The sequence below is a fragment of the Sutcliffiella tianshenii genome (assembly GCF_016908565.1).
Classification (GTDB): Bacteria; Bacillota; Bacilli; order Bacillales; family Bacillaceae_I; genus Sutcliffiella_A; species Sutcliffiella_A tianshenii.
This window is the reverse complement of sequence record NZ_JAFBED010000003.1, coordinates 356,916-368,768: the sequence shown is the minus strand read 5'-3', so window position 1 is coordinate 368,768 and position 11,853 is coordinate 356,916. Positions and strand designations below refer to the sequence as shown.

13 protein-coding genes are annotated in these 11,853 nt (G+C 46.0%); 8 read left to right on the top strand and 5 right to left on the bottom strand.

The features are described from left to right. Window positions 1–17: 17 nt before the first annotated feature. On the bottom strand, window positions 18–794 hold the full coding sequence (locus JOC95_RS08750) for a DUF4397 domain-containing protein (RefSeq protein ID WP_204415233.1): 777 nt from the start codon (window positions 792–794) through the stop codon (window positions 18–20). A 193-nt stretch (window positions 795–987) separates the two neighbouring features. Between JOC95_RS08750 and JOC95_RS08745 the strand changes: the two genes are divergently transcribed. Further along, window positions 988–1,404, top strand: a complete 417-nt coding sequence (locus JOC95_RS08745) for a hypothetical protein (protein WP_204415231.1) — start codon at window positions 988–990, stop codon at window positions 1,402–1,404. A gap of 99 nt (window positions 1,405–1,503) precedes the next feature. On the opposite strand, the gene JOC95_RS08740 is transcribed toward JOC95_RS08745, so the two are convergent. Beyond that, window positions 1,504–1,995: a hypothetical protein gene (locus tag JOC95_RS08740; RefSeq protein WP_204415229.1), complete on the bottom strand. Its 492-nt coding sequence runs from the start codon at window positions 1,993–1,995 to the stop codon at window positions 1,504–1,506. Between the two features lie 250 nt (window positions 1,996–2,245). Between JOC95_RS08740 and JOC95_RS08735 the strand changes: the two genes are divergently transcribed. From JOC95_RS08735 to JOC95_RS08725, 3 genes are all read left to right on the top strand, one after another. Further along, on the top strand, window positions 2,246–3,388 hold the full coding sequence (locus tag JOC95_RS08735) for an NRAMP family divalent metal transporter (protein ID WP_239582818.1): 1,143 nt from the start codon (window positions 2,246–2,248) through the stop codon (window positions 3,386–3,388). Window positions 3,389–3,505: 117 nt separating this feature from the next. After that, window positions 3,506–4,972 carry a protein adenylyltransferase SelO gene (locus JOC95_RS08730; RefSeq protein WP_204415225.1) on the top strand — a complete coding sequence of 489 codons (1,467 nt, stop codon included), beginning with the start codon at window positions 3,506–3,508 and terminating at the stop codon, window positions 4,970–4,972. A gap of 168 nt (window positions 4,973–5,140) precedes the next feature. Further along, window positions 5,141–5,674, top strand: a complete 534-nt coding sequence (locus JOC95_RS08725; RefSeq protein WP_204415223.1) for a hypothetical protein — start codon at window positions 5,141–5,143, stop codon at window positions 5,672–5,674. Between the two features lie 153 nt (window positions 5,675–5,827). Here the strand turns inward: JOC95_RS08725 and JOC95_RS08720 are convergent, their stop codons facing one another. Beyond that, entirely contained in the window at window positions 5,828–6,103 is a 276-nt protein-coding gene (locus JOC95_RS08720; RefSeq protein ID WP_204415221.1) for a hypothetical protein, read from the bottom strand. 210 nt (window positions 6,104–6,313) lie between these two features. Here JOC95_RS08720 and JOC95_RS08715 point away from each other — a divergent pair, with 210 nt between their 5' ends. Next, the gene (locus JOC95_RS08715; RefSeq protein WP_204415219.1) at window positions 6,314–7,222 is read left to right on the top strand and encodes an alpha/beta hydrolase family protein; all 909 of its coding nucleotides are present in this window, start codon (window positions 6,314–6,316) and stop codon (window positions 7,220–7,222) included. A 4-nt stretch (window positions 7,223–7,226) separates the two neighbouring features. Further along, window positions 7,227–7,625: a VOC family protein gene (locus JOC95_RS08710; protein WP_204415546.1), complete on the top strand. Its 399-nt coding sequence runs from the start codon at window positions 7,227–7,229 to the stop codon at window positions 7,623–7,625. 53 nt (window positions 7,626–7,678) lie between these two features. Here the strand turns inward: JOC95_RS08710 and JOC95_RS08705 are convergent, their stop codons facing one another. Beyond that, window positions 7,679–8,164, bottom strand: a complete 486-nt coding sequence (locus JOC95_RS08705) for a ferritin family protein (RefSeq protein ID WP_204415217.1) — start codon at window positions 8,162–8,164, stop codon at window positions 7,679–7,681. Window positions 8,165–8,279: 115 nt separating this feature from the next. Beyond that, complete coding sequence (locus JOC95_RS08700; RefSeq protein WP_204415215.1) at window positions 8,280–8,873, bottom strand: hypothetical protein; 594 nt, start codon at window positions 8,871–8,873, stop codon at window positions 8,280–8,282. Between the two features lie 240 nt (window positions 8,874–9,113). Here JOC95_RS08700 and JOC95_RS08695 point away from each other — a divergent pair, with 240 nt between their 5' ends. Together JOC95_RS08695 and JOC95_RS08690 are read left to right on the top strand one after the other, a co-directional pair. Continuing rightward, on the top strand, window positions 9,114–10,223 hold the full coding sequence (locus JOC95_RS08695) for a sugar ABC transporter substrate-binding protein (protein WP_204415213.1): 1,110 nt from the start codon (window positions 9,114–9,116) through the stop codon (window positions 10,221–10,223). A 103-nt stretch (window positions 10,224–10,326) separates the two neighbouring features. Beyond that, window positions 10,327–11,847, top strand: a complete 1,521-nt coding sequence (locus tag JOC95_RS08690; protein WP_204415211.1) for a sugar ABC transporter ATP-binding protein — start codon at window positions 10,327–10,329, stop codon at window positions 11,845–11,847. The last annotated feature ends 6 nt before the right edge of the window (window positions 11,848–11,853 follow it).

Sequence of the window (11,853 nt, the reverse complement as noted above, 5' to 3'; positions counted from 1 at the left end):
AAAAAACGAACCCGCCATCAAGGGTTCGTTTTCTGGTTCAACAAAGTAATGAGGTCAACACGCTGACTGTTGCTAGCAAAGATAAGGGAATATAAATATTGCGGGTTAATTTGTACAAGTTCCTCAAAGAGTTTTGTATTTTGATCCGCCCGGTAAAGCTCCACCAGAATGGACCTTGTTGTCACATCATCATAGCCTGTCACATTTGTATAGGAGAAGTTATTGTACACCTTTTGCCGGTTGATATAAACATCGACATTGCCTAGATCAACCGCTGCATGAACAAATCTGGCACTTGTGATGGCTGTGGCTGGGGCAGGCCCTGGTTGAGGTCCTTGCCAAGGGAATGGTTCGGGTGGCGTGGGGGTTGGTGTTGGCTGAGGTCCGGTTCCAGGGATGCGGGTTCCTTTCCAGTTCCGAACACCGTATCCTGTTGAAAAGCCTTGTGCATACGTACCTGCAAACGAATTGCCGGTAAAAGTGAATCTAAGGTATCCTGCATTTAATGGCGGTGCATAAGATGGACTCTCTGCCCATGTCCCTGTAAGCACATTGCCGCCGATCGTTCCTTCGATTCTCCCATTAATCCTTCCATCTTGATAACTATATTCCCCTGTAACGTTACCGTTCTCTTGTTTTAAAATCATTTTGCCGAAATCTGTTTTCCATTCTCCTGTTACATCAACTGTAGGCGGTTGCTGCCTGAAATTATAAGGAAAGCCATTATGATGTGCATCACTCCTTATCATTGGCTGTTGATTTGAATAAGGATAATGATGATTGTAATAGTTCATTTACCCGTCACCTCCTATCACATCATATGTATAGAGCATCCATTCGTTCAGTAGCGGAACTAAAACACCCCATTTCTGGTCATTCACCCATGCATCTTCCTGGATATGACATACGTTATAGGAAAGTCACCTATATTTGAAAAACTAAAAGGTGACAACAATCCATTTCTGCTAAAGAAGGAGGATGTCAAAAATGTATCAATTCTCAGCACGCTCATGCATGTCTTGCGGGTCCAATCCAGGGCAGCAGTATTCAAATCCAACATCACAGGGGTATATGGGTATGGGACAGAACCCATTCGGTTCCTATGCTGCAGCACCGCCGCCGATCGATCCGCCACACTATCAATATGGGGGATATGCTTCCCAGTTCATGAATCCATACGGAAATCCTTTTGGAGGGTTTCAGCAGCAGTTTCAATCACCCCCACTGGGACATAGCACTCTTTTTTCACCTGGATCAATGAATCCATACGGAAATCCTTATGGCGGTGGGTTTCAGCAGCAGTTTCAATCACCGACCACTCCAGGACAAAGCACTATTTTTTACAACGGGTCCTATCCGCCGCCTCCATGGGGGACACTTGGACTATCAATCGGCGAAGGTTAAAACGTTATAGAGGAATTTTTCACTTTCTATACAAATTGAACCTTTATCAAAAAGAGAAGCAGGCTAGCCGATAGCCTGCTTCTCTTTTTAGATTCCCCCTCAACACCAAACAATCACTTTATAAGGCATGGTCTGAGCCGGAATGCTTTTGGTGGCCGGACCGTAGATGGCAATCAGGTTGCGGTTGGCGGGATTCCCTGTAAAAGGCTGACCGTTTGCTAACAGGAGTTGGGTGTAGGGGGAGAGATTCAGCTTCAATTGTCCGTCACTGCTCACCAACTGGCTGTTGAAATAGTCGACTTTTACATTTTGGCTGTTGTTTTCTTTTACAATGATAATTGCATTGTATTGAGGCGGGTAGATAAAAGGGACCGGGGCATTTGCATCATGATAGCCAGTGATGGTATCCCCGACTGATACCCGTGCTTGATCGATGAAATAAGTAGTGGGTGCGACCACAAAATTGACCATTCCCCCAGCACTATCTTCAACTGAATACAATTTATAGCAGCCTTCTCCTTCGCCTGTGGAACTGATTGCAAAATCGCTGATCATGGTGACGATTCCCCGGAAAAACGCAAAGCTTATCATAAGGATACCTCCAACATTACGAAATTCTTCAACTATATTCTTATTCGGCACGGGCGAGATTAAGAACAGGTCGGAAGTAGGTAACACCCTTTTCTTCTTTTCTGTTACTATTGTGGAATAATTGCATTCTGATTATTGAATCATAATACAAAGGATGGTGACCGAATTGTCAAGGCAAAAAAATACATATGATAGGCTTGATAAGCCGACAAAAAGCAATTGGAGTGTCCTGCTTGGGGCCGCTTTCCTGATGGGATCTTCGGCAATAGGTCCAGGCTTTTTGACTCAAACTGCCGTTTTCACGGAGCAGCTACTGGCAAGCTTCGGTTTTGTCATCTTGATGTCCATCATTTTGGATATCGGTGTCCAAGTAAATGTTTGGCGGATCATCGCCGTTTCAAAAAAGAGGGGACAGGATATTGCAAATATGGTTCTGCCGGGCCTTGGCTATTTCCTGGCATTTGCCGTCTCATTGGGTGGACTGGCTTTTAATATCGGGAACATAGGTGGAGCGGGGCTTGGCATGAACGTGCTTTTTGGACTGGATGTGCGCATTGGCGCGGTCATCACTGCAGCAGTTGCCGTCGGGATCTTCCTTTCAAAAGAAGCGGGAGTGGCGATGGACAAGATTGCCAGGGTATTGGGATTGATGATGGTGTTGATGACACTCTTTGTGGCATTCCAGAGCAACCCGCCGGTAGGAGAAGCGGTGCTGCGGACTTTTGCGCCGGAAACCGTCGATGTGTTTGCCATCATTACGCTAGTTGGAGGTACCGTTGGTGGATACATAACGTTTGCCGGTGGACACCGCTTGCTAGATGCAGGGATAAGCGGAAAAGAAAACCTTCATCAGGTGACCAAAAGCTCGGTTTCAGGAATCATCATCGCGTCCATCATGCGGATTTTCCTATTCCTAGCCGTATTGGGCGTAGTGGTGACAGGGTTCGAGCTCGATCCGAAAAATCCAGCGGCATCCGTTTTCGAACAGGCAGCAGGGATTGTCGGATATAAAATGTTCGGGCTGGTCCTTTGGGCAGCAGGTATCACATCGGTGGTCGGGGCGGCTTACACCTCGGTATCCTTTTTGCGGACCTTATCAAGCAAGATTGATCGGAATAATACAAAGGTGATCATCGGCTTTATCATTGTATCCACCATTATTTTTGTACTGATCGGTGAACCGGTGTTACTACTGATTTTGGCAGGTGCATTTAACGGATTGATTCTTCCGATTGCACTCGGGACCTTGCTGATTGCTGCCTACAAAAAATCCATCGTGGGGGATTATAAGCATCCGCTGTGGCTGACCATTTTCGGGGTTATCGTCTTTTTCGCCACGGCATATCTTGCAGGTGTGACATTAGTGAATCAGGTGCCGAAATTATTTTCTTAAGGGTAAGAGAGCTGTTTCCAGCTCTCTTTTTTGCATGGTGAAGCGGTGCCGGGAATTAGATTATGCCGTGTGCATAGGGTTATAATAAATGTACTAATAAAAGAAGGAGGGGATAACATGACAATCGATAAAAGGAAATCAGGCTGGAATTTTGATAATTCGTATAGCCGCCTGCCGGAAAAGTTATTTTCTACGATAGATTCAAATCCCGTTTCTGGTGCAAGGATGATTATTTTCAATCATGCTTTGGCGGAATCTCTCGGATTAAACACAGAGGCGCTTTTAGAGGAAGAAGGGCTTGCGGTGTTAGCTGGGAATGAAGTGCCTCAAGGTGGTGCATCATTGGCACAGGCATACGCAGGTCATCAGTTTGGTGGATTTACGATGCTTGGGGACGGACGTGCCTTGTTGATAGGGGAGCAAATCACCCCTGATGGCGAGCGATTTGATCTTCAATTGAAGGGCTCTGGACGGACACCATATTCCCGTGGCGGAGACGGTAGGGCGGCACTTGGAGCGATGCTGCGCGAATACATCATCAGTGAAGCGATGCATGGACTGGGCATTCCGACGACACGCAGTCTGGCAGTCGTTACCACCGGAGAGAGAATCATGCGGGAACGATTGCTGCCGGGTGCAATCATGACAAGGGTGGCATCGAGTCATTTGCGTGTCGGCACGTTTCAATACGCAGCAAACTGGTGCTCTGTGGAGGAGCTTCGGGCCTTGGCTGATTATGCAATAGAGCGGCATTATCCTGAGATTGAAGAAGGTGAAGGACGATACCTGGACTTTTTCAAGGCAGTGATGAAGCGTCAGGCTGCGCTGATCGCCAAATGGCAGCTGGTCGGGTTTATCCACGGGGTGATGAATACGGATAACATGACAATCAGCGGAGAGACGATTGATTATGGGCCATGCGCGTTCATGGATGTGTATGATCCAAAGACGGTATTCAGCTCGATTGATGCACAAGGGCGCTATGCGTATGAGAACCAGCCACGGATTGGCGGGTGGAATCTTGCGCGCTTTGCCGAAGCACTTTTGCCTTTGTTGCACGGGGAACAGGAAAAGGCGGTGGAGATTGCCCAAGAAGCCCTCTATGAATATTCCGGATTGTATAAGAGTCATTGGCTTGCGGGAATGAGAGCGAAGTTAGGGATTTTTAATGAAGAAAAGGAAGACGAAGCATTGATCGATGAGCTTCTCGGTCTGATGAAGGAGCATCATGCTGACTTTACGAATACATTCCGTGCGTTAACCTTAAATAAGGCGGAGGATGCGTTATCCGGGAAGCCTGAGTATGAAGCGTGGCGCGGGAAATGGCAGGCGCGGCTGGGCAGGCAGGAAGAGAATCTTGCGGCTGTACAGGAACTGATGAAGCGTAGTAACCCTGCAGTGATACCGCGCAACCACCGGGTCGAGGCAGCGCTTGAAGCCGCGGTGGAATTCGGAAACTTCGGCGTGATGGAGAATCTGCTAAGAGTATTGGAGGATCCTTTTGCGTATTCGGAGGAACAGGAGGAATATTGTGCGGTGCCTGGACCATCAGGCGATGATTATCGGACATATTGTGGAACATAGGGACAGGTTCCATCTCACACTTAAAGGGCTGAGGAGCCAGCATCCTTCGTACATGGTAAGATTTTTGGCGTAGTGGAAAGCTGAACTCGGCCCCTTATAGAGATAGGGTAAAACACATTGGCTTTTTGGGAAGAAAGATGTAAGATTATGTTGAAGGAGGTGGAAAAGATGCAACAACAATTGGACCGTATGGAGGAAATGCTTACTAGTCTAATCACCATAGTTGGAAATATCAACAGTGAACAAAAGCTGATGAAAGCTGAACAAATGGAGATGAAGAAAGACATTTCTGAAATGAAAGCAGAGCAAGTGGAAATGAAGAGAGATATGTCAGAAATGAAGAAAGACATCTTTGAAATGAAAGCAGAGCAAGTGGAAATGAAGAGAGATATGTCAGAAATGAAGAAAGACATCTTTGAAATGAAAGCTGAACAAGTGGAAATGAAGAGAGATATGTCAGAAATGAAGAAAGACATCTTTGAAATGAAAGCTGAACAAGTGGAGATGAAGAGCGAAATTTTTATTATGAAAGAAGAAACAAAGTTAATGCGTGTAGAAAATGAGAAACGCCATTCAGAGGTAATGAATCGCTTTCATACCTTAGAAGCGGACCACGAACACACATGGGAGAAAACCGTTAAAAATGAGAGGGAGTTTGCGGTTTTTAAAAAGCAATTTGAGCTGCAAAACACCGATGTCTAATCCACAGTTTTATAGAAAACTCAAATCTTAATACTCCATTTTAAATCCACATAACACTGCAGGTTTAAATCCATTCAATCATTTTATCATCATAGGAACTCAGCCCAGATAACATGGGTATTAGGACTTATAAAGTTAAAAGAGGTTGGGAGATTACATTCTCCCGACCTCTTTGCCATTGAAGCGAATAATCACATATTTCGATGGCTTCTTCCAGGATAGATAACGGTAGATGATGAGGACAATCAGAAAATAGGCGACAATTACTCCATTTAGTGCCAACCGAAGCAGAAGTAGATCTAATGGTTCAATCAAGCTGGAAAATCCAAAGCTGATAATCCAAAGACCAACCAACACAAGAAATCCAACCCAGTACCAATCCATCTCATAGCTTGAAGGTTTATTATCCAATTGTTGCTGTTTCTCCATGATGCACGCTCCCCAGTTGTGCCCTAAAAGAAATCAACGCTAAATTGGTATGCTCTTGGGACACTTTAAAGAACAGGATCCGTCGGGGACAGGTCCCTGTGTTGCGCTTTTGGAATGGGATAAGGGGCCTGTCCCCAGAAGGATTTTTGCGATCTTTGCCGAATTGTTGAACAAGTGAATACAGAATACATACGAAAGAAGGTAACTCTATTGCCACGTGAGGAAGTTGTTTTTGAGAGTAGCGGTAATATGCTTGCCGGTACGTTGTTTACTCCAGAGGGGCCTGGCCCCTATCCGGCTATGGCGTTTCTTGTTGGCTCTGGTGGAGTGTCGAAGCGTCTGGGGGAAGCTTGGGGATTTTATATGTGGGTGACTTTGGCGGAGCATTGTGTGTCCAAGGGTGTCGCAGTTTTGCTGTTTGATAAGCCTGGTCTTGGCGGATCTACAGGTAACTGGGAAGCACAGACGTTTGATGATCGCGCGGATGACGCGCTGGCAGCTGTCCGCTTTTTGCAGACGCGAAAGGTGGTTGATCGGCAGAAGATAGGGCTTATCGGACATAGTCAGGGAGGATGGATTGCACAGCTGGCTGCATCTAAGTCTAAAGAGGTTGGTTTTATCATAAGCTTGGCTGGTCCATATATCTCCGTTTACGAACAGATATTAATGGATCGTGAAAACCATCTTCTTGTTGCCGGAGCGTCGCCGATGAAAAAACTGGTGGACATGACTGCAACCAGAGCATTGTTTTTAACGGCGAGGGTGGCAGAGAAGGTTGGATACAAGCATCCAATCATGAATATCCTGGATTATGATCCAAGACCCATTTTGCCCGAAGTCACCTGTCCGGTGCTGGCTCTCTTTGGGGAGAAGGACGTCCTTTGTTTGCCAGGGCCGAGCCTTGATGTCATTAAAAGCCTTATGCCTAAAGGTGATGTTACTACAAAAGTGTTCCCACAAACCAACCATCTTTTCTGGAGATGTAAAACTGGCAGCACGAAAGAGTATGAAAAATTGGATAAGCGTTTTGTGCCGGAATTTTTAGAGTCGATTACAAGCTGGATGAAAAGTAAGGATATCGTGAAGGGGGGAAGACAGGGTGAAACAACCGTGGTCTGAAGTAATGCCTGTCGTGCAATTCCGGGTTGCAAGGCCGACCGATCAGCTCGATAAAGTGGTGGAGTTTTATACAAAAGGATTAGGGTTGAAGGTCATTGGTTCTTTTAATGAGCATGATGGCTATGATGGGGTGATGCTCGGGTTGCCTGGCTTTGCTTATCATCTGGAGTTTACCCAGCATAAGGATGGAAGCCCATGCCCAGCACCGACCGAGGATAATCTATTGGTGTTTTATATTCCGGACAAAGGAGCGAGAGACCGGATTGCCGGGAATTTGGAGGAGATGGGTCATTTGCCGGTTGAGCCTGAGAATCCTTATTGGGGCAGGAGCGGGATTACATTTGAGGATCCGGATGGGTGGCGCGTGGTGCTGCAGAATACGGCGGGGATTGGTCCGAATTAACGGGGACAGTCCCTCATAAATGGGACGAGGGACCTGTCCCCATAATTATCTAATTATCTAGCCAGCCCTCTCTCAAATGCGGCTAAGTGATTCAAGGATGCATCTTTTAATCTGGTAAATACATTTCGGACGTCAGTAGGTATTTCAAGGTCAAGGAATTTTTCATACATCGCGATATTTTCGATTTCTCCTTCCACACCGGCTGCATATGCATTCTTTACCGATGCTGGAGGAGTGACGAATTGTGGTGATATGTCTTGTGGAACCGGTACTTGATATCGGTTGAAAAGTTGAAGCAAAGCGGAAATATGTCTGAGTTCCGCTTCCTGTATTCTGGCGAACGTCCGGATATAGCCAAAGGTGCCGAGTATCTTATTGTAGCGGGCTTGTGCTAAGTATTCATCTTGAAGTGCGTAGGTGAGTATTTCACGCAGTGATAAAGAGGTAGCATTTAATGCACCCTTTGCACCGTAAGTGTCTGGTGTCTGGCGGTAATGGCTAAAGTACTGCTGCTGATAGGGGTAATGATTCGAAAACATAGTTGCTCATCCTCCTGGATGTTAGTGGATGAGATATCATATGCTTTATGATGGAGTGGGTTCCATGGGGACAGGTCCCTCGTTCCGCGGGACAAGGGACCTAGCTCTCAAGTACTCAAAATTCAATGCCATTGTTCTTAGACATATCATCATTTATGATCCCTATGCCTTTTACCTTTCCATCTTTCACATCTGGTTGAACAGAAGGGTTTGAGGGATAGGCATTCCCATTGAAGATTAACTCCTTGTAACGCCCCTCCATACCCCCACCTGAAACATACATGATTATATTATTCCATCCATTTGTCATCCTATCTCGAATAATGATTGGTGCTCTTACTAAAGTAAATTGTGAAACAAGATTATATTCTCCTTCTATTTGTTGAAAGATTAGTGCACTACATCCTCCAGTCCCGCATACGAAAGGCCCTGTCAAATAGACAAATGTTTCGGGTTCCTTGTCGTTATTAAGATCGATTCGATTGTAATAATACCGAACATTATTCTCTCCAGGTTTTAGATCGAGCACTTTACTAAATGCTTTTTCTAATGCCATGTCGCGTTCTGTTTCGGACTCCATGAAGGTAACATCGCTTATATCGACTTTGCTATCTTCAGGTTTGGCTGAATAAATAGTGTTACCTTTTACAAAGGTGCACAAGCAAACCATAAACAATACTAGTTGAATGAGACGGTAATTCTTCTTCATGTTGATCACTCCGATAAATTAGTATCCTTCCACGCATATTCTACCCAAAAATACTTTCTTCATTTAACAAGGGACAGATCTGTGTTGGCGGACCATGGGACCTGTCCCCTTGGCCCACCACCTTAAAAAAGTACAGAACATACCAAAAGAGTGCTAGTGATAGCGCTTACAACACCGGCGCCCCGGCAATATAATTAAGTTGTAATCATATGGATGACAATTTAAAGGGGGATTTAAGGGATGAAGAGAACGTGGAAGTCTTTTTCGGTTTTACTCGTTGTGATGCTGGTCACGGCTTTAATGGCGGCATGCAGTGACAGCAGTGGGGGTAGCAGTAAGGTGAGCGTCGGGATTGTTTTGCCTACGAAGGACGAGCCTAGATGGGTTCAGGATGAGCAGCGTTTCAAGGATGCTTTGTCCGATTCCAAATATACTACGGAAATTTTGTTCAGCCAAGGTTCTTCCGCTAAGGAAAAAGAGAACGTGGAAACATTGTTGAATAAGGGGATTGAAGTTTTGATCATCACGCCTCATGATGGAGCTGCGGCAGCTTCCGCTGTGGAAGCGGCAAAGAAGGAAGGCGTAACGGTCATCTCTTACGACCGTCTGATCACGAACACAGATGCAGTGGATTATTATGTAACGTTTGATAGTGTGGCAGTTGGTGCGGCACAAGGGCAATATTTGATCGATAACTCAGAAGGCAAGGATGTTCCATTGTACCTGTATGCTGGTGCAGCTTCTGATAACAACGCATTCCTATTCTTCGAGGGTGCATGGAGCGTGCTTCAACCGAAAATCGCGGATGGCACTTTCAAAATTGCCAACTCCAGTGAAGCGGAAAAGTTGAAGGATAAAGCGGAGCTTACTCGTGATGAACTTGGTAAAATCCTAGGTCAGGTTACAACGAACTGGGATCCAAACGAAGCGAAAAATAAAGCGCAGACTCACTTGACTGCAGCTAGTGCAGATCTTAAAGGTGATGTAGCGGTACTTGCTCCGAATGATGGAACAGCTCGTTCAATCGCGGATGTATTTGGAACGGATGGCGACATCACAAGCTTCCTTGTAACAGGTCAGGATGCAGAAAAAGCTTCCATCCAATACGTAATCGATGGCAATCAGTCCATGACAGTGTTCAAGGATGTCCGTACATTGGTGAAGGATGCAATGGGTATCGCAGTTGAGATCCTTGATGGGAAAACTCCGGAAACAACGGGTTCTTATGATAATGGAAATAAAGAAGTAAAAGCGAAGCAGACGGATGTAATCGTGGTGGATCAGGAGAATGTGAAAAAAGAACTGATCGATTCCGAATACTACGAAGCTAGCGAGTTTACTGGACTATAAGATGGGTTGCGGGATAGTGGTTCTTAACCGCTATCCCGTCATTGTCAGTGCTTTTGTTAGGCTCTTTTCATGAGAAATGGGCTTTTGTTAAAGGGGGATAAGCATGAGTGAATTTATTTTGGAGATGAATGGGATCTCAAAGGAATTTACGGGAGTGAAGGCGCTTAGCGATGTGAATTTCAAAGTGAGACAGGGCGAAATTCATTGCTTGATAGGAGAGAACGGAGCCGGCAAGTCCACGCTGATGAAGGTACTGAGCGGGGTGTATCCGTATGGAACCTATGAGGGCGATATCGTGTTCGAGGGCGATGTACAGCAGTTTAACAAAATCAGTGACAGTGTGAAGACGGGCATCGCGATCATTTATCAGGAGCTTGCATTGTTTCCGGATCTGACGGTATATGAAAACATTTTTGCCGGAAATGAAGTGAAGCATGGAGGTTTTATCGACTGGAACAAGACAATTGTAGAAGCGAAAAAGCTGCTAGATAAGGTGAAGCTGAACATCACGCCGGATACGCTAGTGAAGGACTTGAGTGTCGGGAAGCGTCAGCTGGTCGAGATTGCGAAGGCACTCAGTAAGGATGTCAAACTATTGATCCTGGATGAGCCGACTGCCGCGCTTAACGAGGACGACAGCGAAAACCTGCTTGACCTTTTAAGAGACCTGAAAAGTCAGGGAATCACCTGCATCATGATCTCCCACAAGCTGAAGGAGGTCATCTCTATTGCTGACAAGGCGACCGTCATCCGTGATGGGAAGACGATTTGTACGCTTGACGGGGCAAAAGGGGAAATCACCGAAAGTGTCATCATCAAGAACATGGTGGGACGCGAGATTGCTGACATTTATCCGAAACGTCCCGACCAGGTGATCGGAGAAAAAATTCTTGAGCTGCACAACTGGTCGGCCTATGATCCTCAGCTTGGCAGACAAGTAGTGAAAGATGTGAACTTGCATGTGAAAAAAGGCGAGATTGTCGGGATCGCAGGCCTTATGGGTTCCGGGAGAACAGAGCTTGCCTTGAGCATTTTCGGCAACGCCAAGAACTATAAAGTGGAGGGAGACCTTGTATGGGACGGCAACTCGACGGTGCTGAAGCATACGAGTGATGCCATCAAAGCGGGAATCGCCTATGTAACCGAGGATCGAAAGGGCGATGGGCTGTTTCTTTTACAGGATATTAAGAGCAACATAACTGCTGCCAACCTGAAAGGCATCGCTTCAAGCGGTGTTATCAATGATAACGAGGAAATCAAGGTGGCCGATGGCTATAAGGACTCCCTTCATATAAAAGCATCGTCACTTGAGCAGCTTGTCGGAAACCTGAGCGGCGGGAATCAGCAGAAGGTGTCGATCGGCAAATGGCTTTTTGTCGGACCGAAGCTCTTGATCCTTGATGAGCCGACGCGCGGGATTGACGTTGGGGCGAAATTTGAAATTTATACCGTGATGAATAAGCTGATTGATGCAGGTCTTAGCATCATCATGATCTCATCCGAGCTTGGGGAAGTGCTCGGCATGAGTGACAGGGTGTATGTCATGGCGCAAGGAGAAATAAAAGGGGAGCTTGCGATTGCGGATGCTGATCAAGAAAGAATCATGCAGCTCGCGACGCTTTAGGAGGTT

Excerpts from the sequence above, each read along its gene's own strand:
- JOC95_RS08710 (WP_204415546.1), top strand. The coding sequence starts at position 7,227 with ATGCCTGTCGTGCAATTCCGGGTTGCAAGGCCGACCGATCAGCTCGAT.
- JOC95_RS08705 (WP_204415217.1), bottom strand. The coding sequence starts at position 8,164 with ATGTTTTCGAATCATTACCCCTATCAGCAGCAGTACTTTAGCCATTAC.
- JOC95_RS08725 (WP_204415223.1), top strand. The coding sequence starts at position 5,141 with ATGCAACAACAATTGGACCGTATGGAGGAAATGCTTACTAGTCTAATC.
- JOC95_RS08745 (WP_204415231.1), top strand. The coding sequence starts at position 988 with ATGTATCAATTCTCAGCACGCTCATGCATGTCTTGCGGGTCCAATCCA.
- JOC95_RS08750 (WP_204415233.1), bottom strand. The coding sequence starts at position 794 with ATGAACTATTACAATCATCATTATCCTTATTCAAATCAACAGCCAATG.
- JOC95_RS08740 (WP_204415229.1), bottom strand. The coding sequence starts at position 1,995 with ATGATAAGCTTTGCGTTTTTCCGGGGAATCGTCACCATGATCAGCGAT.
- JOC95_RS08720 (WP_204415221.1), bottom strand. The coding sequence starts at position 6,103 with ATGGAGAAACAGCAACAATTGGATAATAAACCTTCAAGCTATGAGATG.
- JOC95_RS08695 (WP_204415213.1), top strand. The coding sequence starts at position 9,114 with ATGAAGAGAACGTGGAAGTCTTTTTCGGTTTTACTCGTTGTGATGCTG.
- JOC95_RS08700 (WP_204415215.1), bottom strand. The coding sequence starts at position 8,873 with ATGAAGAAGAATTACCGTCTCATTCAACTAGTATTGTTTATGGTTTGC.
- JOC95_RS08730 (WP_204415225.1), top strand. The coding sequence starts at position 3,506 with ATGACAATCGATAAAAGGAAATCAGGCTGGAATTTTGATAATTCGTAT.
- JOC95_RS08690 (WP_204415211.1), top strand. The coding sequence starts at position 10,327 with ATGAGTGAATTTATTTTGGAGATGAATGGGATCTCAAAGGAATTTACG.
- JOC95_RS08735 (WP_239582818.1), top strand. The coding sequence starts at position 2,246 with ATGGGATCTTCGGCAATAGGTCCAGGCTTTTTGACTCAAACTGCCGTT.